Here is a 24,000-nt window from a genome sequence, read left to right on the forward strand (position 1 = left end):
CCTGCCGGGGAGACCACCATGTCCCAGCACCCTGATGAGAGCGGGCTCGTCCCCGACGACCACCTGCTCGTACGCCCGTACGTCGCCCCCTCGGGCCGGCCGCCCCTGTCGACGGCGACGCCCGCCTGGCCGCAGACCGGACCCCTCGCCTATCCCGGCCCGGCGCGCGGCCCGCACGTCGGCGCACCCGGCGCACCCGGCGCACCCGGCGCACCCGGCGCACCTCCCGCCCCCGCCCCTGCCCCGGCCGGTGCACGCGGCGCCGTCCGCCATGCCGCGGACTCCGGAAGCCGCAGCCGGGTCCCGTCGGCCGTCGCCACCCTGCTCGCACTCGCCGCGGTCGGCGCCCTGGTGCTCCTGCTGAGCGGGCCCGAGCCGGAACCGCCCCGGGCCGGCCCGCCGCCCGAACTGTCGCTGCCGGTGCTCCCGGCGCGCAGCCCGGGCGCCGACGTCACCGGAACACCCCGGCCGACCGCGTCCGTACGGTCCGGGACGCCCTCGGCCGCCCCGACGACGGAACCCGCCACGACCGCCAGCGAGGACGCGGACCCGACGCCCCCGCCGAGCGCGTCGCCGCCGCGACCGTCGGGTGCCTACGTGACCCTGCGGATGGGGGACGAGGGGCCCGAGGTCCGCGCCCTGCAGGAGATGCTCCACGGGCAGGGGTTCACGTACGTCTCCGTCACCGGCGTCTACGACGGCCAGACCAAGCGCGGTGTCGGCCAGCTCCAGCGCGACCGGTCCATCAAGGGAGACCCGCAGGGCGTCTACGGGCCGAACACCCAGGCGGCCATGCGGTAGCAGGCGTCCCGTACCTCAGCGGCCGCCCGCGACCCGCAGCACGGTTCCCGTCGTGTACGAGGCGTCCGGGGACAGCAGCCAGGCGATGGCCCCGGCGATCTCCTCGGGCCGGCCGGGCCGCCGCAGCGGTGTTCCGGCCCCGATGCGGGCCGGGCGGTCGGGGTCGCCCATCGCGGCGTGCATGTCGGTCTCGATGGTCCCGGGCGCCACGGCGTTGACCCGGATCCCGTCCGGGCCCAGCTCCTTGGCGAGCCCCACGGTCAGGGCGTCGGTGGCCGCCTTGGTCGCCGCGTAGTGCACGTACTCCCCGGGACTGCCCAGGGTGGCCGCCGCCGAGGAGACGTTCACGATCGCCCCGCCTCCGGACTCCGCCATGTCGCGGGCGGCCCGGCGGCAGCACAGCAGATAGCCGAGGAGGTTCACCTCGACGACCCGGCGCAGGTCCTCGGTGCGGGCGTCGGCGAGCCGGCCCAGCGGTCCCGTCACCCCGGCGTTGTTGACCAGGCCCGTCACCGCGCCGAGTTCGGCGCCGGCGATGTCGAAGAGCCGCTCGACGGCGCACTCCTCGGAAGTGTCGCCGCGTACGGTCACGCAGCGGGCGCCGGCGGCGCGTACGCGCTCGGCAACGGCCTCGGCCGACGTCTCGTCGCGTACGTAGCCCAGGACCAGGTCGTGCCCGTCGGCGGCCAGCCGCAGACAGGTCGCCGCACCGATGCCTCTGCTGCCGCCCGTGACGACGGTGACCGGACGACGTGACATGTGAGCCTCCTGCGGGACGCGGATCGTGAAGCGGGCGCGTGCGGGCACCCTTCGCGTCGCACGGTGCGGAAGGCTAACACCGTGATAATCGCTGGACCAGCGAAAATGGCGGGACGGAAAGTGGCGTCACCGATGCGCCGCACGACCTGACGGCCGCACCTTCGCGTGTCGGTCCCGTCCATGACGACCCGTTGGAGTCCCCTATGTCGACCTTGAGAGTCACCGCCGAAGAGCTGACCGTCCACGAGCACCCGAACGCCGACGCGTTGGAGCTCGCCCAGGTGGGCCTGTACCGTGCCGTGATCGCCAAGGGTGCCTACCGCACCGGCGAGTTCGCGCTCTACATACCCGAACAGGCCGTGCTGCCCGCCGAGCTGATCGAGGAGCTCGGTCTCACCGGGCGGCTCGCCGGCGGCTCCGCCGACCGGGTCAAGGCGGTCCGGCTGCGCGGCGAACTCTCGCAGGGCCTGGTGTGTCGGCCGCGCGCGCTCGCCGACGTCGACCTCGTGCAGGCGGCCAAGGAGGGCACGGACTTCGCGGAGCTGCTCGGCATCACCAAGTGGTCCCCGCCCATACCCACCACGATGAACGGTGACGTCGAAGCCGCCGCCGACCTGATGCCGTGGGTCGACATCGAGAACCTCCAGCGCTACCCGCACATCTTCGAGCCGGGCGAGCAGGTCGTCCTCACGGAGAAACTGCACGGTACCGCCTGCCTGTTCACGTACGTGGTCGAGGAGGAGCGGTCCATCGTCTCCTCCAAGGGCTTCGGTTCGAAGGGGCTGGCGCTCAAGGAGGAGGAGCGCAACCTCTACTGGCGGGCCGTACGCGGCCACGGCGTACCGGCCGTCGCCGCGGCCCTGGCCGCCCGGCTCGGCGCCACCCGGGTCGGGATCTTCGCCGAGGTGTACGGCGCGGGCGTCCAGGACCTGGCCTACGGGACCGACGTGCGCACCGCCGACACGCCCCCCGGGTACGCCGTCTTCGACGTGTCCGCCGAGATCGACGGGCAGGTGCGCTGGCTGGACCCGGCGGCCGTGCTGACGGACGGGGAACTGCCGCTGGTACCACGGCTGTACGAGGGCCCGTACGACCTCGACACGGTGCTGGAGCTGGCGAGCGGCCGTGAAACGGTGTCCGGGCGGTCCGTGCACCTGCGCGAGGGCGTCGTGATCCGCCCGTCGACGGAGCGCTACAGTCCGGTCGTCGGCGGCCGGGCCATCGCCAAGGCGGTCAGCCCGGCCTACCTGACCCGCAAGGGCGGCACCGAGTACGAGTGATCGTCCGGCTCTTCCTAGGATTGTCCGATGTCCCGGACCGATGCCTTGTCGAGGGCGCTCGACACCCCGGGGGATCCGCCGCTGCGGCCCCTTCCGCCCACCGTGTCCGCGCTGTTGCGCGCACTGGCCGCACCGCCCCGGCTGGCCGCGCACCTGCGGCTCGTGCACGACGTCGCGCACGAGCTGGCCGACTGGCTGGAGGGGCACTGCCCGGGCCTGGCCTTCGACCGGGAGGCGGTGCTCTTCGGGGCGGCCACCCACGACATCGGCAAGACCGCGCACCCGGCCGAACTCGGCGGGCCGGGCTCCGCGCACGAGCCGGCGGGGCGGGAACTGCTGCTGGCGCACGGGTTCACCGACCGGCAGGCCCGCTTCGCCGCTACGCACGCCGCGTGGGGCGAAGACGGGGTGACCACCGAGGAGTTGCTGGTCAGCCTCGCGGACAAGGTGTGGAAGGGCAAGCGGGTCCAGGACCTGGAGGACCTCGTGGTGGGCCGCCTCGCCGGGGCGACCGGCGCCGAGCGCTGGGAGGCGTACCTGGAGCTGGACGAGGTGCTCGGGCGGATCGCCGAGGGGGCGGACGGGCGGCTCGGCTTCCAGGCCGGCTTTCCCGTGCACACGTGACCCGCCCCGGGTGACCGGCCGCGCCCGACCGGCCGTGCCGTGCCGCCCCGAGCGGGACGCGCCGCGCCGCGTTCGCCCCGCATCGTGGGGTGGGCGCGGCGTGCGTGGTGGGATGGACCGGGGGCGGGTCCACCAGCACACGGAGAGGTCGGGTACATGTCCCAGTCGGGCCGGAGCAGCCAGGAAACCATGCGGGCGATGGCGTACGAGACGTACGGCGGGACGGAGGTGCTCGCCGAGATCCGTCTGCCGCTGCCCAAGTGCGGCCCCGGCGAGGTGCTCGTCCGGGTGAAGTACGCCGGCGTCAACCCCGTCGACTGGAAGATCATGTCGGGCGGGCTCGACGCCCTGATGGACGTCGTCTACCCGGTGATCCCCGGCTGGGACGTGGCCGGCACCGTTGAGCGGGTCGGCATCGACGTCCCCGAGTACGCCGAGGGCGACGAGGTCATCGCCTACGCCCGCAAGGACTACGTGCACGGCGGCACCTTCGCCGAGTTCGTCACCGTGCCCGTACGCGCCCTCGCGCACAAGCCCTCCTCGCTGAGCTGGGCCGAGGCCGCCGGGCTCCCGCTGGCCGGGCTCACCGCCTACCAGCTGCTCACCCGCCTCGGCACCGGCAAGGACGACACGGTCCTCATCCACGGCGCCGCGGGCGGGGTCGGCTCCCTCGGCGTGCAGATCGCCCGCGCGCTCGGTGCCCGCGTCATCGGCACCGCCTCCCCGCGCAACCACGACCGGGTGCGCGAACTCGGCGGAGAACCCGTCGAGTACGGGGACGGCCTCGCCGACCGGGTGCGGGCCCTCGTGCCCGACGGGCCCACCGTCGTCGCGGACTTCGTGGGCGGCGTCGGCGGCGTCACCCGGGAAGTCCTGCACGACGACGGCCGGCACGCCTCCATCGCCGACCCCAGCGTGCTCGGTTCGGGCGGCGAGTGGATCTGGGTCCGCCCGGTCGGCAGCGACCTCGCCGAGCTGGGCCGGCTCGCCGACAGCGGACAGCTGAAGGTGCCGGTCGCCAAGACCTTCCCGCTGGCCGAGCTGGCGGCGGCCTTCGAGCTGAGCCAGGGCGGACACACGGCCGGGAAGATCGTCATCGAGGTCTGACCACGCCCGCGGAGACGCGAGGGCAGGCCTGGCCCGGCCAGGCCGGGTCAGGCCAGGTCCGGCACCTCGCCGCAGGCCGCCCGGGTGACCTCGACCCCCGGCAGGCCGGCCCGCCACGGGCCGGCCAGCACGGCCAGCGCCGCCGCGTCCGGCGGGGCGGAGCCGAGGCCGATCGCGTAACGGGCGAGGCCCGGGCCGGACTCGAAGGGGCGCGGCCAGGCGTGCGCATCCGTGACACCGGCCGCCTCCAGGGCGCCGAGCAGCGCCCGCAGCCGCCCCCGCACCCGGCCCAGGGTCTCCTCGAACTCCCCTCCGGACGTACGTACGGTCACCACCGCCCAGGCCGCGTGCCGGCGGTGCAGCGGCGGAGGGGTCACCACCGCCCGGCCGGCGCCGTCGGGTCCGGCCTCCAGCAGCTCCCAGGCCCGGTACAACTCCCGGACCAGCAGGTCCCGCAGGCCCGGTCCCACCTGGGCGGTGCAACTGCGCACCGGCTCCGAGGGCGTCAGGACCGTGACCGGATCCGGCCCGCCCGGGGCCGCCGCGGCCGACGGCGACAGCCCGACCGGCTCCCGCCAGTCCCAGGCGGCCCACCGGCCGAAGAACTCCCGCAGCAGGGCGTCCGGCGCCAGGGCCCCGGCCTCCTGGACCGTGCGCGCCGCCAGGACCGCCCAGGCCAGCCCCGGCAGCCCGCCGAACGGGGCCGAGTCCAGCCCGCGGGCCCGCGCCCACGCCTTCACCTCCCGCGCCAGCCGGGCGAAGGCGGCGTGTTCCGCGCCCACCCGTTCCCGTACGGCACCGGCGTCGCTCACCGCGCTCAGCGCGACGGCGGCCGCCTCACCCAGCTCCGCCCGGCGCGCCACCGCGTGCGCGGGATCCAGGTCGCCGGTGGCCACCGCCACCAGGTCCACGGACAGCGCCCCGATTCGGAACCGCAGCCCCGGCACCCGCGCCCCGGTCACCTCGCGCAGCGGCCCGGCCTCCGGCAGGGCCGCGGCCAGCCGGTCCCGTACGCCGGTGACACCGCCCGCCCCGGGCAGCGCCGCCACCAGGTCCAGGTCGGCGCCGGGCAGCGCGCAGCCCATCCGGCGGGATCCGGCCACGTGCACCTCCGCCCCGCCCAGTGCGGCCCGTACGCGGGCGACGACCGACTCGGCCTGGCCGTGCGGCGCCACCGGGCCGGACTCGTACCCGCGCTCATGACCGCGCTCACGGCCATGCCCGTCGGCGAGCTCCAGACCGCGCTCGTGCCCGGGCTCCGGCTCCGGCTCCCAGCGCACCTCGCCCGTTCCCAACGCCACCGTCGCCCGGACCCGCATCGGTCCGTTCCCGCGCCGCGAGAGCACCGCCAGCTCCCCGACCGGCGAGGACACACCTCCGCCCAGCCGGGCCGTGAACTCCGCGACCGCCCGCTGCGGGTCCTGGCTGCGCCCCAGCGTCAAGTGCGGGGTGTACCCCTCGGCACGCCCGCGGCAGCCCGGGAACCGCTCGGCGAGGGCGCGCCGGAGTTCCTGCCACGGCGCGTCACCGGCCGCCGCCGGGTCCAGCCAGAGCGTGGCGTCCTCACGGTGCCCGAAGCTGTGCACGCCCTCCAGCCGCGCCTCGAAGGGGCCCGTCCCGGCGGCCACTTCGGCCAGCAGCGGCACGGCCTCGTCGAAGGAGGACTCCGGCACGAAGCCGAAGAGCAGGTTCACGTGCGCGGGCCAGCGAGCGGCCTGCGGGTCGTGCTTCCGGCGCACCTCCCGCACGGCCTCCGGCAGCCGCGGCGGCAGCCACGCCACCGCCGTCCGCGCGGTCGCCGGTACGTCGAGCCGGGCCGGCCCGCCGCCGGGCACCCCGAACTCCACGGTGGCCTCCACCCCGAAGTGGTCGGAGATGAACAGCCCGTCCTCGGAGGGCACGTCGCCGCGCAGCGCCGCCCCCGTCACCCGCGCCCCGGTGGCCCCCAGCAGGATCCGGTCCAGCCGGGACGCCCGCCCGGACAGCGAGCCCACCGCGGCCAGCGGATTGGCCGAGGGGTCGAAGGTCGGCGTACCGTCCGCCGCCCCGTGCACCTCGCTCCAGGCGTCCCGCAGGCCGAGTGCGGCCGCGGGACCCTCGGCCCCGTGGCGGCCGTCGTTGAAGTCGCCCAGCAGGGCCACGGGGGCTTCGACGCCGGCCAGGCCCTCGGCGAGCCGGGCCAGTTCGGCGTCCCGCCGCAGATGCCCGTTCTCGGTGTGGTCGCTGGTCAGGTGGGTGGCGGCGACGACCAGCGGGCCGGCCGCGGTGTCCACCGTTACGGCGGTGACCGCCTTGTGCGGGCCGAGCAGGTGCATCCCCGCCTCGCGCACCGGCAGCCGGCTCAGCACCAGCAGTCCGCACTCGGGGACGTCCCGGCCCCCGGGATCCGTGCCGAGGGTGTACCCGGCCCGCACCCACGGCGCCGCCAGCAGCATCGAGAGCAGTCCGGGCTCGACCTCCTGCAGCGTGATGACATCGGCGTCGGCCTCCGCCAGATCGGCCAGCAGCAACGGCCTGCGCCGGGCGGTGGCGATGCGCGGGGCGTCGTACCGGTCCCAGAGCGTGTTCCAGGTCAGCAGCCGCACCGCCGCGGAGCCCCCGGCCGTGCCGCGGGGCGGGGCCTGCGCGGGCCGCCAGGCGCCACCGCCCGCCGGATCCCACGCGTACGGGGTCCGCGCGGTGAAGAAGGGGGCCCGCAGCAGGCGCGGATCGCGGACCCGCCCGGCCGCGGTGGCATCGATCCGGTCCACCCCCGTGGCCCGGTCCCAGACCAGTTCGCCGTCCGCCTCGACGAACAGCACCCGGTGCCAGGGGATGTCGCCGCCGGGCACGAAGGAGGGCAGCGGCACCCGCTTCGGCGCCGCCCCGCGCTGGAGCAGGCCGAGCACGAACCGCGCCGGATCGAACCGCGGGTCCCAGCGGACCTGGTGGTAGAGCTGCTCACTGGTACGCATCAGATCTCCCCGCCGATGGTGTCCGGGCCGTCCGCGAGGCCGCCCGCCGTGTCCTCCACGTCCCCGCCCGCACCGATGTACCACGTCCGGTGCGCCTGACCGGCGTACGGGGGACTGAACCGGTGCAGCTGGGAGGTCAGCACCTGCTCCGGCACCGGATGCGGGCGCACGGTGTTGCGGCGCCGCAGCTCCGGCTCGTCGACCAGCACCACGGCGTGGGTGACCAGCGCGTCGCGGCGCCGCGCGACCGAGCCGGCCAGACCGCGCTGCTGGTCGGTGAGCGAGGTGGCGTCCCACACCACCGTCCCGCCCCGGGCCAGGGCGGCGTCGAGCCGGTCCAGGCCCTTGGCCAGCACGTCCGCGTTGGCCCGCTGGTCCGCACGGGAACCCCGGGCGGTGCGCAGGTCGTCGAGACTGATGTACGCGTCCACGCCGGGCAGGCCGCGGGCGAAGGTGCTCTTCCCGCTGCCCGAGGGACCGCTGAGCTGCACCAGCCGGGGAAACGTTCCGTCACGCCACTTCCAGGTGGCCGCCACCGCCTCCTCGACCGCGACGCAGCCGGCACCGGGACCCCGGCCGGGGCGCGCGGACCCGATCCGGCCCTGCCCGAACGCCCGCCGGGCCTCCGCCCAGCAACGGTCGGCCGCGTCCGCGTCCAGTCCGGCGAAGGGCTCCCGCAGCGAGGCGCGCAAGGACCCCAGCGGATCCGGGCCGCCGAGCAGCCCCGCCTCCTCGGCCCACAGCGCGGACCACTCCGCGTACTCCCGCGCCTCCGGTCCCTCGGCCAGGGCACCGGCGAGCGCGTGCAGCACCCCGAGATCGGCCGCCAAGGCCATCCGGACCAGCCCGGCCCGCCGGTCCGCGTCGGGGAACGGCCGCTGTAGGTACGGGTACAGCCCCACCAGGTCGCCGACCCGGCGGGCGAGCCCCATCCCGGCCGGGCCCGCCGCGAGCCGCGCCGCGATCCCGCCGTGCGGCTCGCGCCGCAGCAGGGCGGCCAGCACGCCGGCCAGCCGCTCCTCGCCCGTCCGCCCCGCCCCGTCGATCCGGGCGGCGACCTCGGCCACCTCGTCGGCCACGGCATCGGCCACCTCTTGGGCGGACTCGTCCGCGCCGGCGGCACCGGCCCCGCCCACCCCGACGGCAGCGGCCAGCCCCGCCACGTCCGGTCCGGCTCCCGAGCGCACCGCCCACAACGGGGCCGCAGACCCGAGCCCGTTGGGCACGACCTCGGCGAACATCCAGTGCGTACCGGTCTGCACGTGCCCGCCCCGCACCCACTTGGCCACGCACCGCCCGAAGTCCTCGCGCGCGAAACCGGCCGCCGTCCGCACGACGTACCCCTCCTCCCGCACGGTGTCGAGCTTCAGCTTGCGCAGCGCGCGTTCGTCGAAGGTGCCCCGCCACAGCACGCGCGGCGTGGGCACCCCGAGGCCGCGCAGGAACCGTACGGTCCGGTCCCAGTCCAGGCAGTGCTCCCCGTCCCACACCGAGAACCCGTAGAACCAGCTGTCCAGATCCTCGTACGGGATCGAGTGCCGCGCGTACAGGTTCTCCCCGCACACCCGCCAGTCGGCCGGAATCCCCGGGCCGATCCGGCCCTGGAGCCCCTTGACCCACGCCCGCGAGGGATGGTGCGCCGAATCGAGGGAGCGGGCGTGCAGGCCGTCCGCGTACAGGGTGGTGTTCTCCCCGTCGAGCTTCTCCGTCACCACCACCTCGCGCCCGGCCAGCCCCTCCAGCCCGACGGTCCGGACGTCGTCCGCCGAGGCCCCGGGGGACCAGGGCAGGTGCGGCGTACGGGGATAGTGGGTGCGCATGATCCGCTCCTGCTCGACGATGGGGTGCCTCGTCACTGTAGGTATCCGGAGCAGACGCATCCACCCATTAACCCCGCCAGGGAGCCCGGGCCTTCGGAGTGATCAGTAGCCGAGCGTGAACCGCCGGCCCGCGTGCGCGTCGAGTTCGATCTCGTCGAGCAGGGCGACGGCGAAGTCCTCCGTGGAGATCCGGCTGAGGCCCTCGTCGTCGACGACCAGGTCGTCGATCGCCAGCCGGTACGTGCCCGTGCGCTCGCCCGGAGCGATCTGCGCGGCCGGGCTCAGGCAGGTCCAGTGGACCTCCTCCACTGGCACCGTCCGCAGGAAGTCCAGGGCGTCCCCGTGGGCGTGCATGAGGGCCAGCACGGACGCCGGGATGCCCGCCCGGTCCCACACCAGCGGGCCGCCGGGGGTACGCAGCGAGCCCGCCCCGCCGACGACGACCACCCGCGGCCGGGGCGTGCCCGTGCCGAGCGAACGCACCCCGCCGATCAGCGACTTCGCGGCGGTCACGAGGACGGAGGGATCCCCGGAGCCCGGACCGAAGGCGCTGATCACCACGTCGTGCCCGGCCACCGCCCCGGCCACGGACGCCGCGTCCAGCACGTCGCCGCGCACCACGGCCGTGGTCCCGCCGCCCGGATCCGCGAGTTTCGAGGGATCCCGTACGACCGCGGTGACCTCGTGGCCGCGCCGTCGCGCTTCGCGCAGCACCTGGGTTCCGATGGTGCCGGTCGCGCCGAAGAGGGCGATCTTCGCCATGGCGACTCCCTGGGGGTGGAGGGCTGTACGGGCCCGGGTCGGGCCCCTTCCGGCCCATCCAAGCGAACCGGCCCGCCGCCCCGGGGCAGCCGGGCCGGGGCCAGTCGGATGATCCGGTCCGGTCCTACCGGCACAGGGCCACGATGGACGGCGGGACCGTGCCCCGGGCCGCCTCGCACAGGGCGGCCATGTCGTACGTACGCAGCGGCGCGGGCCGGGGCTTCGCCGCCGCCGGCGGCCGCTTGCGCGGTTTGGCCGGGGCCGCGGGCTTCTCGGCACGCGCGGACTTCGACGGTTTTGCAGGCCGCGCGGGCCGTGCGGGCCGCTCGGGCCTGACCCGGTGCGGCTGCTGCGGCACCGAGGCCGGTACGGACACCAGCTCCGGCTCCGGCTCCGGCACCAGCTCCGGCACCCGCTCGGGCTCCGGCGGCTCCGGCGCGTCCTCGGACACCGTCGGCAGCGGCCCCAACGGCAGGGCGAGGGGCGTCGGTTGCCGGGGCTCTGAACGGACCGCCGCGGGCACCGGCTGCCGCGCGTCCGGCGGGCCGGCGGGACGCACCGTCACGCATCCGGTGGCCGTGACGAGCGCGGCAAGGGTCAGGGGCAGGGCCCGGCACAGCTGCATCCGTCCACCCTGCCGCACCGGCGCCGAGCGGGCCGCACCCATCACACGGTCGAGTGACCCGGCGACCCGGCGACTCGGCGACTCGGCGTGGACCGGAAGCACACACGCCGTGGCGTCCCGGGGCGAACCGGGACGATCGAACATACGATGGGCGGGAACCGGGGCGGGCGGCTCGCCGCGCCGCCGGCCAGGCCGTCGTGGGAGACGTATGGCAGAGGTCGCCGATCCAGCGCGGACCGTCATCCTGACCGTGGACGACGATCCGGGGGTATCCCGTGCCGTCGCCCGTGACCTGCGGCGCCGCTATGGCGCCGGGTACCGGATCGTGCGCGCCGAGTCCGGCGAATCCGCGCTGGAGGCACTGCACGAGCTGAAGCTGCGGGGCGACCTGGTGGCCGTGATCCTGGCCGACTACCGGATGCCGCAGATGAACGGCATCGAGTTCCTCGAACAGGCCCTGAACGTGTACCCGGGCGCCCGGCGCGTGCTGCTGACCGCGTACGCCGACACCAGCGCGGCGATCGACGCGATCAACGTAGTCGACCTCGACCACTACCTGCTCAAGCCCTGGGACCCGCCGGAGGAGAAGCTCTACCCGGTCGTGGACGACCTGCTCGCCGCCTGGCGCGCCAGCGACTACCGGCCGGTACCCGCCACCAAGGTGGTCGGGCACCGCTGGTCGGCCCGCTCCTCGCAGGTGCGGGAGTTCCTGGCCCGCAACCAGGTGCCGTACCGCTGGTACTCCTCCGACGAGCCCGAGGGACTGCGGCTGCTGGAGGCGGCCGGGGCCGACGCACAGCGGCTCCCCGTGGTGATCACGCCGGACTGCACCGTGCTGATCGAGCCGGAGGCGACCGACCTGGCCGCCCACGTGGGGCTCGCGACGACGCCGACCGCCGAGTTCTACGACCTCGTCGTGATCGGCGGCGGCCCGGCCGGGCTCGGTGCGGCCGTCTACGGAGCCTCCGAGGGGCTGCGGACCGTCCTGGTCGAGCGGTCGGCGACCGGCGGACAGGCCGGGCAGAGCTCCCGCATCGAGAACTACCTCGGCTTCCCCGACGGCGTCTCGGGCGCCCAGCTCACCGAACGCGCCCGCCGCCAGGCCGGCCGGTTCGGCGCCGAGATCCTCACCGCACGCGAGGTCACCGGGCTGGAGCTCAACGGCCCGGCGCGCGTCGTCCGCTTCTCCGACGGCTCGTCGGTCGCCGCGCACAGCGTCATCCTGGCGACCGGAGTGTCGTACCGGCAGCTCCAGGCCCCGGGCTGCGAGGACCTGACGGGCCGCGGGGTGTACTACGGCTCCTCGCTCACCGAGGCGTCCTCCTGCCAGGGCTACGACGTCTACATCGTGGGCGGCGCCAACTCCGCCGGACAGGCCGCGATGTACCTGGCGCGCGGCGCGAAGTCGGTGACGCTGCTGGTGCGCGGCGCGTCCCTGACCGCGTCGATGTCGTACTACCTGATCCAGCAGATCCAGGAGGCGCCGAACATCTCGGTGCGCACCCGGACCGTCGTCGAGGCGGCGCAGGGCGAGGGGCACCTGGAACAGCTGGTGCTGCGGGACGTGGACAGCGGCGCGACGGAACGCGTGGACGCGCAGTGGATGTTCGTCTTCATCGGCGCGGCCCCGCTGACCGACTGGCTGGACGGCACGGTGCTGCGCGACGAACGCGGCTTCATCCTGGCCGGGCCGGACCTCACCCCGGACGGCCGGCCGCCCGCCGAGTGGCCGCTGGACCGGCCGCCCTACCACCTGGAGACCAACATTCCCGGCGTGTTCGTGGCGGGCGACGCGCGGGCCCGGTCCGCGAAGCGCGTCGCGTCCGCCGTCGGGGAGGGAGCCATGGCAGTGATGCTCGTCCACCGGTACCTGGAGCAGTCGTGAGCGGGCCGGCGATGCCCTGCAGTCCGCAGGAGATCGCCTCCCTGTTCCTGTTCGAGAAGCTCTCCCCGGAGCAGCTCGGACGGTTGTGCGCCGAGGGGCGGGTCGAACGGTTCGAAGCCGGTCCGGTCTATGCCGAGGGCGAGCCGGCCACCTGCTTCTACGTGATGATCGAGGGCACCGTCGTCCTGTTCCGCAGGGTCGGCGGCGACGACGTCGAGGTGAGCCGCACCTCGCAGCGCGGCGTGTACGCGGGGGCCATGCAGGCGTACCTGGGCGACCAGGTGCCGCAGACGTACACCAACTCGATGCGGGTGACCGAGCCGACGCGGTTCTTCGTACTGCCCGCGCAGTCGTTCTCGGACATCATGCGGGAATGGTTCCCGATGGCGGCGCACCTGCTGGAGGGGCTGTTCTTCGGCTCCAAGAACACCCAGCGGGCCATCGGACAGCGCGAACGGCTGCTGGCGCTCGGATCCTTGTCCGCCGGCCTCACCCACGAGCTCAACAACCCGGCGGCGGCGGCCGTCCGGGCCACGGCGACCCTGCGGGAACGGGTCGGCAAGATGCGGCACAAGCTGGCCCACATCTCCCAGGGCCAGTACTCGCGCGAGACGATCGCCGACCTCATCGAGATCCAGGAGCGCACCGTCGAACGCGTCGCGAAGGCGACGGCGCTCAGTCCGCTGGAGGCCTCCGACCGGGAGGACGAGCTCGCCGACTGGCTGGACGACCACGGGATCGCGGAGGGCTGGCGGCTCGCGCCGACCTTCGTGCAGGCCGGGCTGGACACGGACTGGCTGGAGCGGGTCGCGGCGACCGTGACCGAGGAGATCCTGCCGTCGGCGATCGGCTGGCTCAACTACACGGTCGAGACCGAGCTCCTGATGGACGAGATCGACGACTCCACCACCCGCATCTCCCACCTCGTGGACGCGGCCAAGCAGTACTCGCAGCTCGACCGCGCCCCGTACCGGGTCGTCGACGTGCACGAACTCCTCGACAGCACCCTGCTGATGCTGTCCGGCAAGATCGGCTCCAGGGTGCGGGTGGTCAAGGAGTACGACCGCTCCGTACCGGACGTGCCCGCCTACCCGGCGGAGCTCAACCAGGTGTGGACCAACCTCATCGACAACGCCGTGTCCGCCATCGGGAGCACCGGCGGCGAGGGCACGCTGACGGTCCGCACGGCGCGCGAGGGCGACCGCCTGCTGGTGGAGTTCCGCGACACCGGCCCGGGCATCCCGGCGGACATCCGCAGCCGCATCTTCGACCCCTTCTTCACCACCAAGCCGGTCGGCGAGGGCACCGGCCTCGGCCTGGACATCTCCTGGCGGATCGTCGTCAACAAGCACCACGGCAGCCTCCAGGTCGAGTCCGTGCCCGGCGACACCCGCTTCCAGGTGCTGTTGCCGCTGACCGCCCCGGAACCCGGGACCGAGACCGAGACCGCCGAGGAGCCCGCATGACCGAGATCAAGGGAATCGACCCGAGCGTCCCGCCCGCCGGCACCGGCTGCGCCGACTGCGACGCGCTCGGCGGCTGGTGGTTCCACCTGCGGCGCTGCGCCCAGTGCGGCCACATCGGCTGCTGCGACTCGTCCCCCGCCCAGCACGCCACCGCCCACTGGAAGTCCACCGGGCACCCCCTGGTGCAGAGCTTCGAACCGGGCGAGGAGTGGTTCTGGGACTACGACCGGGACGAGATGTACGAGTCCGGGCCCGCGCTGACGCCGCCGGGCGGTCACCCCGCGGAGCAGCCGGCGCCGGGTCCGGCCGACCGGGTCCCGGGGGACTGGATGCGGCTGCTGCACCGCTGACGGGGCCCGGCCGTCACCGGCGGGCGCCGGGACCGGGCTCCGCGGGCACGTCGCCCCGGCCGGTCCGCGCGCCGCCGTGCGGACGGCCGGTGCGGCGCAGGGCGGCGGGTGTGGTGTGGTACCAGCGCTGCACGGCCCGGCGCAGGGCGCGGGCGTCGGCGTAGTCGCTCCGGGCGGCGATCGCGTCGATGCTGAGGTCCGTGCTGTGGAGCAGCCGCGTGATGTGCTCCCGGCGTACGGTCTCGACCTCGTCGCTCCATGTGCTGTCGTGTTCGTCGAGGCGGCGCTGGAGGGTTCGCGTGCTGACGGCCATGCGCTGCGCCGCCGCGGACAGGGTCAGGGCGCCTTCGTCGTGGAGGGAGGTCAGGGCGGCGCGGAAGAGGTCCAGCCAGTTGCGCAGCGGGACGGCGGTGGCGAGGGTCTGCTCGGCGTGTCTTCGCAGCACGCCCGACAGGCCGGGCTGGGCGTGCGGGGAGGGGGCGTTCAGGTCGGTGGTTCGGAAGGTGATCGAGCTGACCGGGGCCTCGAACTCGATGCTGCGGGTGCCGTAGAGCTCGATCAGTGGGTCGTGCCGGGCGGGTGCCTCGGCGACCAGGGTGACGCGGACGGGAACGAGGGGCCGCCGTGCGGCCTCGGTGAGACGCTGCTGGAACAGCCCGAGCGCACCGGCGCGGACTGCGCAGGCCGCCTCGTGGGACAGATCGGCCTGGTTGATGTGGCTGATGGTGACCTGGCCGTCGTCCTCGGATATCCGGACGGTGTCCGTGGCGGTGTCGACGACGGTGGCGAGGTAGGCCGAGGCGTCCCGCAGCCCTTCGAGCGGCGTGGGCGCGGACGTGAACAGGTAGTCCCAGACTCCGAGGCTGCCGATGCCCGACTGCAGGGTCATCACCCGGCCCACCTCGGTCCAGGGAGCGTGCACGGTGGCCAGCTCCGCGATGCGGATGCTGGTGAGGGAGGGCGGCCGGCACAGGTCGTCGTTGAGGTGCTCGGGTGCCAGACCCAGCAGGTGTGCGTACCCGGCCGCGGGTGTCCCGAGCAGCCGTGCGGTGTTGACGTTCAGGCGGGTGAGGGCCGAGGAGGTCGTCCCCGGGTGCGTGTTCGAGACCACGGGGGCCGAGCATAGACCAGGGCGAATGACCAGGTCATCGCAGGAGAGTGGAGGCCGCGGTCCCCAACGTGGCGTGCGGGGTCCCCTCTTGGCGCGTCCGGTCCCCTAACTGGCGTCTGCTGCCATGGGCCGCGCGCCCTTCCCCTCCCTAGCGTAGTGATCGTTCCCGCACGGTGCGGACGGCACGCGACCCCGTGAAACGGAGTCATCTGCGGTACGGAGCACGGGAGGTTGCGGCCGAGTCCCCCCACGGGGGTGGGGGGCTCGGGAGCACGATGGCCGGGTCACCTCCCGCGCTCCGCGCCGCCGATCAGCGTGCGGAGCCGGCCCGCGTGGCCAGGCGCAGCGCGTGTTCCAGCGGACCGCGGCGCAGCGGGCTGTCGGCCCAGACGCGCTGCCAGGCCCATGTCAGGGCCAGCGCCGTGCCGCTGAAGGCGAGCCAGGCGGACCAGGAGGCGGCGCCGTGCGCCGGACCGGCCAGCACCAGCGCGTGGACCACGTACGCGCTCAGCGCCATCGCCCCGAGCACCGTGAGCGGCCGCAGCAGGCGCCCGCCCAGCGCGTGCCGGGCGGCCAGCGCGCACAGGCCGATCAGGGCGCACCCCACGCCCGCGTTGCCGAGGGTCTCCAGCGGGGTCTGGCTGTACGGGTCGGCCACCAGCAGCCACTCCCAGGAGGTGCTGGGCACGGCGCCGAACTGCCCGCGCAGCACCTCGCCCACGGGGTCGGCGGAGGCCAGGGCCTCCGGGTGGTGGACGGCTATCGCCTCCAGCAGCCGCTGCCGGCCCCCGAACGCGTGGGCGGCGAGCCAGGCGGAGCCGTATCCGGCGACCGCGGCCGCCGTGCCCCACCCCGCCATCCGCCGGGCCACGGCCCGCTCCCGCACGTCGCACAGCCGGGCCAGGGCCATCCCGGCCAGCACGTACGGGAAGTAGGTGGCCAGCGGATACGCCCCGGTGAGCAGCAGTTCGCACACCACCGTGCCCAGCCCGGACCAGCTCGCCAGGTCGGCGGCCTCCGGGACCAGGCCCCGGCCGGACGACCCGTACCCGAACACCGGGCCCAGCAGGAACGACAGCAGCGGACCCGCCACCACCGATGCGCCCGCCACGGCGGCGAGCACCGGCGTGGACAGCCGGGTGAAGGGCTCGGCCGCCAGGAAGTACACGGCGAAGAAGGCCAGGATGACCAGGATCCCCGGCCACAACGAGGCCAGGAACAGCCCGAGTACGGCCAGGACGGCGCACCGGATCAGCAGCGGACGCCAGCGCCCCGCCCAGCCGTCGGGCCGCCGCGCAGGGTCCTGGCCGCGCTGGGCGAGGACCAGGGAGAAACCGGCGAGGAGCGTGAAGAGGGCCGGGGCGCGTCCGTCGGCCGCGACGAGTGCCCAACCGGCGCCCTCGGGCCGCGGACCGGGGCCGACGTGCACGGCGAACATGCCGAGGACGGCGAGACCGCGCACGGCGTCCACCCCGGCCAGCCGGCCGCTCCCGCCGCTCCCGCCGCTCCCGCCGCTCCCGCCGCTCGCGCCGCCCGTCACGCTGTCGCGCCGGCGGCCGCACCGCCGGGGCCCGCTGCGCTCCGCCGCCTTCCGGTCGCCGGCCGGGTGCCCTTGGGGGAAGCGCGTCGCATGGGGGGATCTCTCCTGGGTCCGGCCGGTGCGGTGACGTGGTCGGACGGGCGGTTTTCATGCCGCCTGTCCGCCTGCGGAAGGTACCAAGGGCGGCGTAACCACGTAATAAGCAGGCATCGGGGCGGCAGGGCGGGGGGCCGGGGGCCCGGGCGGGCGGGCCGCCGTAACCCGGGGGCGGCGCCCGCTGTTGCACAGGCGGCGGGTCCACCCACGGTGAACGGAGTCCGATGCCGCAGCTGACCGACCAGGGCGCGATCGACCAGGCGGAGACCGACGGGGCGGAGGCCGGCCGGGCGGGGGCCGACCCGGCCACGGCCGGCGGCCGGGCCGGGACCGACGACCGCGAGCGGGCGGGGACCTGGATGACCCCCGAGGAGTACGGGGCCTCCCGCGCCGCCGTCTGGACCGCGGCCGTCGTCCTCGTCACCGACACCGACGGCCGGATCCTCGTCCAGAGCGTCGACTACCGCGCCGACCGGATGCTCCCCGGCGGAGCCGTGGACGCGGGCGAGGCACCCTCCGCGGCCGCCGCCCGCGAGCTGCGCGAGGAGCTCGGCGTCGACGGCCGCTACCCGCGCGGCCTGGCCGTGGACTGGATCCCGGCCGACACCCCCGGCTTCCCGCCCGAGATGCGCTTCCCCGGCGAGATCCTGCACGTCTATGACGGGGGCACCTGGACCGCCGAGCGGATCGACGCCGTCCGCCTCCCGGCCCAGGAGATCACCGGCATCCAGTTCGCGGAGCCGGCCGACCTGCCCGCCCTGATGGACGCGGGCGACGCCCGCCGCGCCCTGTCCGCCCTGCGCGCCCGCATCAACGGCTCCGGCACCGCCCTGCTGGAGGACGGCCGTCCCACCGCGCCGACCGCCCTCGACCGGCTCGGCGTGCTCCGCACCCGGCGGACCCCGCTGCACGGCACCTGGCACCCGGGTCCGGTGCCGGCGCAGCTGCCCGTACGGGACCACTGCGGCTGGCTGTTCGGCCCCGACGGCCGGGTCCTGCTCCTGATCGCCAGGGCCACCGGTACGGCCCATCTGCCGCCTCCGACGGCCGGACCGGCCACCGGGGCCGTCCCGCTCGGCTACCGGCACGCGGCGGAGGGCGGGGCGGGTGCCGAGGGTGCCGAGGGCGCGGAGGGCGCCCACGCCCGCACCGCGGCCCGCCTCACCGGCCTCCCGTCGGCCGCGGACCCGGCGTACGCCCGCCTGCTGGCCACTCCCGAGCAGGTCCGCGAGCTGAGCGACTGGGGCCCGGCCGGCGCGCACGAACTCGCTGCGGTCCACGAGGCCCGCGCCCGTCTGTCCCTCCCCGTTCCCACCCGCACGCCGCCCACGGAACTCCCGGAGGACGGCGTGCGCTGGTGACGCGGGCGGGCGGCCGTCCGCCCGCGGCCGCCCGCCATGATCGGGAAATCCGGCGTCCGGGGTCCCCGGTCCCGCAGCATGGGGCCATGAGCGACAGTGCGATCACCTACACGCTGTACATCCAGGCCGATCCCTCCCGGGTGTGGCAGGCCCTGACCGACCCCGCCTTCACCCGCCGGTACTGGGGCCTGAGCTTCGAGACCGACTGGGCGGTGGGCTCGTCGATGGACTGGGTCGAGCGCGGGGCCCGCACCAGCGACCCCGAGCAGGTGGTCCTCGACTGCATCCCGGACCGCGTGCTCTCCTACACCTGGCACACCTTCAGCCCGCAGTGGGCGGCCTCGGTCGGGATCGCCGAGGAGCTGCGGGCCGAACTGGCCAAGGAGCGGCGCACGAAGGTGACGTACGAGATCGAGCCGGTCGGCGACACCCTCGCGCGGCTGACCGTCCTGCACGAGGGGTTCGAGCCCGGCGGCACCCTGATCGGCATGTGCGGGCGGGCTTGGCCGATGCTCGCGTCGAGCCTCAAGACCCTCCTGGAGACCGGCGCTCCGCTGCCCGAGCCGGAGCACGAGGGCGGCCAGGGTTCCGGCGGCCACGAGGCGCACGAGCGCGGATGAGGCCGTACGCGTCGTCCGAACAGGCGTGGCCGGAGCCACCGGAGCCGACGGCCACGCCGGCGGAACGGGCCTGCGCCACCGTGCGGCGAACCCCCGGGCCGGCCTGAGGGCGTAGGGCAACATGCCGCGTTCGGCGTAATGGACGGTTCGACCAGGCTTCCTCCTCACGCTGTGACAGTCGATCACGCTCAGCTCTGGAGGTCCGTGTGCACAGGTCCCGCGGGTGCGTGGCCCTTCGGACGGCGCCCGGGGGCGGGCCGTGAGGCACACCCGCTCGGCTGGGCCCCGGACCGTGGACATGGAGGACGGCTTCCGGCCGGTCGCGCCGCCGGCGTGGATGCGGTGGCTGCCGTTCGTCTACGTGGCCTTCGTCCTGCTCCTGGAGGCCACCCTGCAGAAGGAGTGGGCGGTGAGCTTCTTCCTCATCGCCCTGCCCGCCATCGCCGCGTACGCCTTCGGCCCGGTCGTCGTGGCCGTCTTCACCGTCTTCTCGATCCTCCTGGAAGGCTCCCTCGCCGCGATCTCCCACCACTTGGGGGAGAACCACCACGTCACCGCCGACATCGCGACCGCCGTCGTCGGCATCCTCTCGGCCGCGCTCGCCGCGCACCGTCGCCGCCAGGAAGCCCACCTCGTCCACGCAAGCTCCGTCGCCGAGGCCCTGATGCGGGCCCTGTTGCGCCCGGTGCCGCACCAGGTCGGAAACGTGCTGGCGGCCAGTCTCTACCGGCCGAGCGAGGCCGGGACCATGGTGGGCGGTGACCTCTTCGACATCCGCGCCACCCCGGCCGGGGAGCGCGCCGTCATCGGCGACGTACGGGGCAAAGGGCTCCCGGCGGTCCGTACGGTCGCGGCGCTCCTCGGCAGCTTCCGCGAGGCCGCGTACGAGGCGGAGGACCTGCCGGCCGTCGCCGCCCGGCTGGAACGGGGGCTGGTCCGGGAGGCCGAGGAGATCCACGACGAGGAACTGTTCGCGACCGCCGTGCTCATCGAGTACGACAGCGTGGCGGACCGGGTGACGGTGACCAATCACGGGCACGTGGAGCCGGTGCTGATCTCCTGCGGTGAGGTGCACGTGCTGGACGGCCCGCCGGCGCTGCCGCTCGGGCTGAGCGATCTGGCCGCGGCGGACCGGCCGGCGGCGCGGAGCCACCGGTTCGCCCGGGGCGACGTGCTGCTGCTGGTCACCGACGGGCTGGTGGAGGCCCGCGATAACGACGGCGACTTCTATCCGCTCGTGGAGTGGCTCCGCCACCGCTTCGAAGGCCGCCCCGCACCCGGACCCGCCGACGTCGTCAACTTCCTCAACACGGATCTCCCCCGACACACCCGCGACTTCCACGACGACGTGGCGATGCTCGCGATCGCCCCGCACAGCCGGATCTGACCGGGGTCCGCCGCGGCCGGGCAGACGTCGAGCTGAGATCATGGGAGCGACCACGGATCAACGGATCAGGCGCGCGGACATGGCGCCCGAGCGGCAGGGCTGGCGGGCATGGGACACACACTGACGGAGATCCTGGACGCGGCGGCCGAGGGGCGCTTCCCGCCCCCGGACGGCGGCACCACCGTGGTCCCGCAGGAGAACCGGCGCGACGCGGGCGTCATCGCCTTCACCGCGCACTCCGTGGTGTTCACCCACGAGGATCCCGACTGGGTGCGGTCCACGCTCGGCACCCTCGACTGCGACGCACTCGCGGCCACCATGAACGCCCGCTTCCTGGCCGCCCTGCTCGACCGCACCGGACGCAGCACCGACACGATAGACCTGCTCACCGTCGCGGACCCGCTGCCCGGCGAACCCCCGCTGGAGCTCCGGGAGATGGCCGACCCGGACCACCCCCGGGTACGGCGGGCCCTGAAGCGCCGTGACGACGTACGGGTCTGGTCGGCCGACGGGGGAGTCCTCGTCCTCGGCCGGGGCGTCGCGGGCCGCTGGGAGACGGCGATCGAAGTGGACGAGGACGTCCGGCACCGGGGACTGGGCCGGGAACTGGCCCGCGCCGCCCGCCACCTCGTCCCCGACGGCCGGCCGGTCTGGTCCCAGCAGGCCACCGGCAACGCGCGCAGCATCCGCGCCTTCCAGGCCGCCGGATACCGCCCGGTCGGCGCGGAGTCCCTGCTGCTGGCCCCCGCGCGCCGATGACGCCCTGACGTTCTGACGCCCTGACGCCACCCTGACGACCGGCCGTTCACGGCGGTCGTGTGGAATGGAGGCCATGGGGAGAGGAAAGAAGCAGCAGCGGCCTGCCATAGGCATGCCGGAGATGAGCCGTTCCGATGCCGCCGCGCCCCCGGAGCACTGGCGGTACGGCCGCCACCTGGAGGCACTGGCCGTCGCGCCGGGCGGGAGCGCCGAGGCCGAGGCCGTGGCCGCCGTGCTGCGCGACCCCGATCCGGTGATGGCCGAGAGCGCGGTGGTCACCCACCTCGACCGCCGGGCGGCGCGGCTGCTCGCCGACGAGGGCTTCCCCGCCTGGGCTCGGGCGATGGCCGCCGCCCTCGCCGGGCGGGCCTTCCCCGAGCGCCGGCTGCGGGAATGGGTCCTGCTCAAGGCCATCACCCGCGGCGAGTCCTGGTCCGCCGCGGAGCTCACCGCGGCCTCCGACTGGTGCCAGCGCACCGCCGCCCAGTCCCTGACCTCGTACGAGGCCCTGCGCCTGCTGGCGAGCAGCGGCCGCACCGGCCGCGTCCGCACCGCCGCCGCGGTCCGTCTGCGCAGGCGGACCGCGGTCTGACACGGCCGGCCGCGCCGCGGTCCGTCAGACGCCCCGGCGGACCCGGGCCGCGCGGCGGGCCTCGGCCTGCTGCCGGGCCTCCAGGGTCTTGCGGGACTCCTTGCCCTTCCCCGGCCGGCCCGGGCGGGTGCCGATGCCGCGGAAGCCGAGGTCCGAGCCCGAGGGCCGGCCCTTGGCGTCGGTCGGCGCGGAGCCGGCCAGCGGCACACCGGGAGCGGCCTTGGCGCCGGTGATCCGGCTCAGCGCCGCCTCACCGGACCGGACCTGCGTGATCGTCGGCCGGATCCGGGCGTCGGCCATCAGGCGGACGATGTCCCGGCGCTGGTTCGGGGTGACGAGGGTGACGACCCGGCCGGACTCGCCGGCGCGTGCGGTACGGCCGCCGCGGTGCAGATAGTCCTTGTGGTCGGCCGGCGGGTCCACGTTGACCACGAGGTCGAGGTCGTCGATGTGGATGCCGCGTGCCGCGACGTTGGTGGCGACCAGGACGGTGACGGCCCCGGTCTTGAACTGGGCCAGCGTCCGCGTGCGCTGCGGCTGCGACTTGCCGCTGTGCAGCCCTTCCGCCGGTACGCCCATCGCCCGCAGGTGCTTCACGAACTGGTCGACCCCGTGCTTGGTGTCGAGGAACATCAGCACCCGGTTGTCCCGGGCCGCGATCTCGGTCGCCGCCGAGATCTTGTCGGCCGCGTGGATGTGCAGCACGTGGTGGTCCATCGTGGTCACCGCGCCCGCCTGCGGGTCGACGGAGTGCGCGACCGGGTCCTTCAGGTAGCCGCGCACCAGCTGGTCGACGTTGCGGTCCAGGGTCGCCGAGAACAGCATCCGCTGCCCCGCGTGGTGCACCTGGTCCAGGATCTCCGTGACCTGCGGCATGAAGCCCATGTCGCACATCTGGTCGGCCTCGTCGAGCACGGTGATCTTCACCCGCTCCAGGTGGACGTCCCGCCGCCCGACGAGGTCGCTCAGGCGGCCGGGGGTGGCCACCACGACCTCGGCGCCGGTGCGCAGGGAACTCACCTGCCGGCCGATGGACAGCCCGCCGACCACGGTGGCCATCCGCAGCTTCAGGGCCTCCGCGTACGGCTCCAGCGCCTCGGTCACCTGCTGCGCCAGCTCGCGCGTCGGCACGAGGACCAGCGCGAGCGGGCGCTTCGGGTCGGCCTGCTGCCCCGCCGTACGCGCCAGCAGCGCCAGGCCGAAGGCCAGGGTCTTGCCGGAGCCGGTTTGCGCGCGGCCGAGGACGTCGCGGCCGGCCAGCGCGTTCGGCAGCGTCGCGGCCTGGATGGGGAACGGTTCCTTGACCTCCAGGGAGGCCATGGTCGTCACCAGCTCAAGGGGCAGGTCGAGCTCCGAGAACGAGTCGACCGGCGCCAGCCCCGGCACCTTCGGCTCGTGCATCGTGAACTCGCCCTGCGGCCCGATGCTCCGGGGGGTCTTGCCGCCGGACTTGGCTCCGGCCTTGGCACCGCCCTTCACACCGAAGCGTCCGTGAACTGACGGGTTCCTCATGCAGGACCTTTCGAAGCAAGAAGCAGAAGAGAAGAAGATGGTCAACCGCCCATGGTACCAGCGGGGGCTAAGCCTCCCCGGTGTCCAGCTCCCCGGAGCGCACCTGCGCACAGTGGGCGCGGACCTCGACCGCGGCGCGCTCGAACCAGTCGGCGATCACGGCGATCTCGTCGGGGGTGTAGTCGGCGAACAGGGCGCCCAGCCGGTCGTAGAACGGCTGGTAGACCGCGACGACCCGGGCCGCCGCCTCGGGCTCGGCCACCACCCGTACCCGGCGCCGGTCGGAGGGGTCCGGGCGGCGCCGCGCGTACCCGGCCCGTTCGAGGCGGTTGAGGACCCCGGTGACGGCGCCGGTGGTGAGGTCCACCAGCCCGGCGAGGTCACCGGCGGCCAGCGGGGTGTCCCCGGCGCCCAGGATGTGGCCCAGGCAGGTCAGGTCGGTGACGTTGAGCCCGAGCCGCTGTGCCACCTCCTGCTGGCCGACGATGCCCAGGGCGACGTACTGGTCCATGCGCGACATCGCCTCCGCGGCCGTGGCCGGGGGGCGGGGCTTGCCCTCCACGCAGGTACTCCTTAGCATCTAAGTTAC

21 protein-coding genes are annotated in these 24,000 nt (G+C 74.8%); 12 read left to right on the forward strand and 9 right to left on the reverse strand.

Translation table 11 applies throughout. The features are described from left to right. Window positions 1–18 precede the first annotated feature (18 nt). Window positions 19–801: a peptidoglycan-binding protein gene (locus ACIPYQ_RS13425; RefSeq protein WP_401249944.1), complete on the forward strand. Its 783-nt coding sequence runs from the start codon at window positions 19–21 to the stop codon at window positions 799–801. 15 nt (window positions 802–816) lie between these two features. Here the strand turns inward: ACIPYQ_RS13425 and ACIPYQ_RS13430 are convergent, their stop codons facing one another. Then, on the reverse strand, window positions 817–1,560 hold the full coding sequence (locus ACIPYQ_RS13430) for an SDR family NAD(P)-dependent oxidoreductase (RefSeq protein WP_401249947.1): 744 nt from the start codon (window positions 1,558–1,560) through the stop codon (window positions 817–819). A gap of 203 nt (window positions 1,561–1,763) precedes the next feature. On the opposite strand from ACIPYQ_RS13430, the gene ACIPYQ_RS13435 reads away from it, so the two are divergent. From ACIPYQ_RS13435 to ACIPYQ_RS13445, 3 genes are all read left to right on the forward strand, one after another. Continuing rightward, window positions 1,764–2,840, forward strand: a complete 1,077-nt coding sequence (locus tag ACIPYQ_RS13435; RefSeq protein ID WP_401249950.1) for an RNA ligase (ATP) — start codon at window positions 1,764–1,766, stop codon at window positions 2,838–2,840. A 27-nt stretch (window positions 2,841–2,867) separates the two neighbouring features. Further along, a complete protein-coding gene (locus ACIPYQ_RS13440; RefSeq protein WP_401249953.1) occupies window positions 2,868–3,464 on the forward strand; it encodes an HD domain-containing protein in 597 nt (198 codons plus the stop codon). A gap of 189 nt (window positions 3,465–3,653) precedes the next feature. Further along, a complete protein-coding gene (locus ACIPYQ_RS13445) occupies window positions 3,654–4,571 on the forward strand; it encodes an NADP-dependent oxidoreductase (protein WP_361759828.1) in 918 nt (305 codons plus the stop codon). A 47-nt stretch (window positions 4,572–4,618) separates the two neighbouring features. Here the strand turns inward: ACIPYQ_RS13445 and ACIPYQ_RS13450 are convergent, their stop codons facing one another. From ACIPYQ_RS13450 to ACIPYQ_RS13465, 4 genes are all read right to left on the reverse strand, one after another. Next, window positions 4,619–7,525 (reverse strand): poly(A) polymerase, encoded by a 2,907-nt coding sequence (locus tag ACIPYQ_RS13450; RefSeq protein ID WP_401249956.1) that lies wholly within the window; start codon window positions 7,523–7,525, stop codon window positions 4,619–4,621. After that, window positions 7,525–9,345: an RNA ligase family protein gene (locus ACIPYQ_RS13455; RefSeq protein WP_401250833.1), complete on the reverse strand. Its 1,821-nt coding sequence runs from the start codon at window positions 9,343–9,345 to the stop codon at window positions 7,525–7,527. The genes ACIPYQ_RS13450 and ACIPYQ_RS13455 overlap by 1 nt, the downstream gene beginning before the upstream one ends. A gap of 102 nt (window positions 9,346–9,447) precedes the next feature. Beyond that, entirely contained in the window at window positions 9,448–10,107 is a 660-nt protein-coding gene (locus tag ACIPYQ_RS13460; protein ID WP_401249958.1) for an NAD(P)-dependent oxidoreductase, read from the reverse strand. Window positions 10,108–10,231: 124 nt separating this feature from the next. After that, window positions 10,232–10,732, reverse strand: a complete 501-nt coding sequence (locus tag ACIPYQ_RS13465) for a hypothetical protein (protein ID WP_401249961.1) — start codon at window positions 10,730–10,732, stop codon at window positions 10,232–10,234. Window positions 10,733–10,940: 208 nt separating this feature from the next. On the opposite strand from ACIPYQ_RS13465, the gene ACIPYQ_RS13470 reads away from it, so the two are divergent. Genes ACIPYQ_RS13470 through ACIPYQ_RS13480 form a run of 3 tightly spaced genes read left to right on the forward strand, consistent with a single transcriptional unit; the run spans window position 10,941 to window position 14,433 of the window. Further along, entirely contained in the window at window positions 10,941–12,617 is a 1,677-nt protein-coding gene (locus ACIPYQ_RS13470; RefSeq protein WP_401249964.1) for an FAD-dependent oxidoreductase, read from the forward strand. A gap of 11 nt (window positions 12,618–12,628) precedes the next feature. Beyond that, window positions 12,629–14,083, forward strand: coding sequence for an ATP-binding protein (locus tag ACIPYQ_RS13475; protein ID WP_401250835.1), 1,455 nt, complete (start codon window positions 12,629–12,631; stop codon window positions 14,081–14,083). Beyond that, entirely contained in the window at window positions 14,080–14,433 is a 354-nt protein-coding gene (locus tag ACIPYQ_RS13480; RefSeq protein ID WP_361759715.1) for a UBP-type zinc finger domain-containing protein, read from the forward strand. Before ACIPYQ_RS13475 ends, ACIPYQ_RS13480 begins: the two co-directional genes overlap by 4 nt. A gap of 13 nt (window positions 14,434–14,446) precedes the next feature. On the opposite strand, the gene ACIPYQ_RS13485 is transcribed toward ACIPYQ_RS13480, so the two are convergent. Beyond that, complete coding sequence (locus ACIPYQ_RS13485) at window positions 14,447–15,544, reverse strand: AraC family transcriptional regulator ligand-binding domain-containing protein (RefSeq protein WP_401249966.1); 1,098 nt, start codon at window positions 15,542–15,544, stop codon at window positions 14,447–14,449. 310 nt (window positions 15,545–15,854) lie between these two features. Further along, a complete protein-coding gene (locus tag ACIPYQ_RS13490) occupies window positions 15,855–17,084 on the reverse strand; it encodes a DUF418 domain-containing protein (RefSeq protein ID WP_401249969.1) in 1,230 nt (409 codons plus the stop codon). 320 nt (window positions 17,085–17,404) lie between these two features. Between ACIPYQ_RS13490 and ACIPYQ_RS13495 the strand changes: the two genes are divergently transcribed. From ACIPYQ_RS13495 to ACIPYQ_RS13515, 5 genes are all read left to right on the forward strand, one after another. After that, the gene (locus ACIPYQ_RS13495) at window positions 17,405–18,541 is read left to right on the forward strand and encodes an NUDIX domain-containing protein (RefSeq protein ID WP_401249972.1); all 1,137 of its coding nucleotides are present in this window, start codon (window positions 17,405–17,407) and stop codon (window positions 18,539–18,541) included. An 86-nt stretch (window positions 18,542–18,627) separates the two neighbouring features. After that, a complete protein-coding gene (locus tag ACIPYQ_RS13500) occupies window positions 18,628–19,161 on the forward strand; it encodes an SRPBCC family protein (protein ID WP_401249975.1) in 534 nt (177 codons plus the stop codon). Window positions 19,162–19,420: 259 nt separating this feature from the next. Next, window positions 19,421–20,548, forward strand: a complete 1,128-nt coding sequence (locus tag ACIPYQ_RS13505; RefSeq protein ID WP_401249978.1) for a PP2C family protein-serine/threonine phosphatase — start codon at window positions 19,421–19,423, stop codon at window positions 20,546–20,548. A gap of 108 nt (window positions 20,549–20,656) precedes the next feature. Continuing rightward, window positions 20,657–21,307, forward strand: a complete 651-nt coding sequence (locus tag ACIPYQ_RS13510) for a GNAT family N-acetyltransferase (protein ID WP_401249981.1) — start codon at window positions 20,657–20,659, stop codon at window positions 21,305–21,307. 121 nt (window positions 21,308–21,428) lie between these two features. Then, complete coding sequence (locus tag ACIPYQ_RS13515; protein WP_401249984.1) at window positions 21,429–21,899, forward strand: hypothetical protein; 471 nt, start codon at window positions 21,429–21,431, stop codon at window positions 21,897–21,899. A gap of 24 nt (window positions 21,900–21,923) precedes the next feature. Here ACIPYQ_RS13515 and ACIPYQ_RS13520 read toward each other — a convergent pair whose 3' ends face one another. Beyond that, window positions 21,924–23,411, reverse strand: a complete 1,488-nt coding sequence (locus ACIPYQ_RS13520) for a DEAD/DEAH box helicase (RefSeq protein ID WP_401249987.1) — start codon at window positions 23,409–23,411, stop codon at window positions 21,924–21,926. A 67-nt stretch (window positions 23,412–23,478) separates the two neighbouring features. Next, window positions 23,479–23,973: a MarR family transcriptional regulator gene (locus ACIPYQ_RS13525; protein ID WP_361759739.1), complete on the reverse strand. Its 495-nt coding sequence runs from the start codon at window positions 23,971–23,973 to the stop codon at window positions 23,479–23,481. Window positions 23,974–24,000: the final 27 nt, after the last annotated feature.

The sequence above is a fragment of the Streptomyces sp. NPDC090045 genome (genome assembly GCF_044747975.1).
Classification (GTDB): Bacteria; Actinomycetota; Actinomycetes; order Streptomycetales; family Streptomycetaceae; genus Streptomyces.

What these genes read in the sequence shown, in the direction of transcription:
- ACIPYQ_RS13430 (WP_401249947.1), bottom strand. Translation starts at nt 1,560, where the DNA reads ATGTCACGTCGTCCGGTCACCGTCGTCACGGGCGGCAGCAGAGGCATC.
- ACIPYQ_RS13520 (WP_401249987.1), bottom strand. Translation starts at nt 23,411, where the DNA reads ATGAGGAACCCGTCAGTTCACGGACGCTTCGGTGTGAAGGGCGGTGCC.
- ACIPYQ_RS13435 (WP_401249950.1), top strand. Translation starts at nt 1,764, where the DNA reads ATGTCGACCTTGAGAGTCACCGCCGAAGAGCTGACCGTCCACGAGCAC.
- ACIPYQ_RS13445 (WP_361759828.1), top strand. Translation starts at nt 3,654, where the DNA reads ATGCGGGCGATGGCGTACGAGACGTACGGCGGGACGGAGGTGCTCGCC.
- ACIPYQ_RS13425 (WP_401249944.1), top strand. Translation starts at nt 19, where the DNA reads ATGTCCCAGCACCCTGATGAGAGCGGGCTCGTCCCCGACGACCACCTG.
- ACIPYQ_RS13510 (WP_401249981.1), top strand. Translation starts at nt 20,657, where the DNA reads ATGGGACACACACTGACGGAGATCCTGGACGCGGCGGCCGAGGGGCGC.
- ACIPYQ_RS13500 (WP_401249975.1), top strand. Translation starts at nt 18,628, where the DNA reads ATGAGCGACAGTGCGATCACCTACACGCTGTACATCCAGGCCGATCCC.
- ACIPYQ_RS13450 (WP_401249956.1), bottom strand. Translation starts at nt 7,525, where the DNA reads ATGCGTACCAGTGAGCAGCTCTACCACCAGGTCCGCTGGGACCCGCGG.
- ACIPYQ_RS13465 (WP_401249961.1), bottom strand. Translation starts at nt 10,732, where the DNA reads ATGCAGCTGTGCCGGGCCCTGCCCCTGACCCTTGCCGCGCTCGTCACG.
- ACIPYQ_RS13495 (WP_401249972.1), top strand. Translation starts at nt 17,405, where the DNA reads ATGCCGCAGCTGACCGACCAGGGCGCGATCGACCAGGCGGAGACCGAC.
- ACIPYQ_RS13440 (WP_401249953.1), top strand. Translation starts at nt 2,868, where the DNA reads ATGTCCCGGACCGATGCCTTGTCGAGGGCGCTCGACACCCCGGGGGAT.
- ACIPYQ_RS13480 (WP_361759715.1), top strand. Translation starts at nt 14,080, where the DNA reads ATGACCGAGATCAAGGGAATCGACCCGAGCGTCCCGCCCGCCGGCACC.
- ACIPYQ_RS13460 (WP_401249958.1), bottom strand. Translation starts at nt 10,107, where the DNA reads ATGGCGAAGATCGCCCTCTTCGGCGCGACCGGCACCATCGGAACCCAG.
- ACIPYQ_RS13470 (WP_401249964.1), top strand. Translation starts at nt 10,941, where the DNA reads ATGGCAGAGGTCGCCGATCCAGCGCGGACCGTCATCCTGACCGTGGAC.
- ACIPYQ_RS13475 (WP_401250835.1), top strand. Translation starts at nt 12,629, where the DNA reads ATGCCCTGCAGTCCGCAGGAGATCGCCTCCCTGTTCCTGTTCGAGAAG.
- ACIPYQ_RS13455 (WP_401250833.1), bottom strand. Translation starts at nt 9,345, where the DNA reads ATGCGCACCCACTATCCCCGTACGCCGCACCTGCCCTGGTCCCCCGGG.
- ACIPYQ_RS13515 (WP_401249984.1), top strand. Translation starts at nt 21,429, where the DNA reads ATGAGCCGTTCCGATGCCGCCGCGCCCCCGGAGCACTGGCGGTACGGC.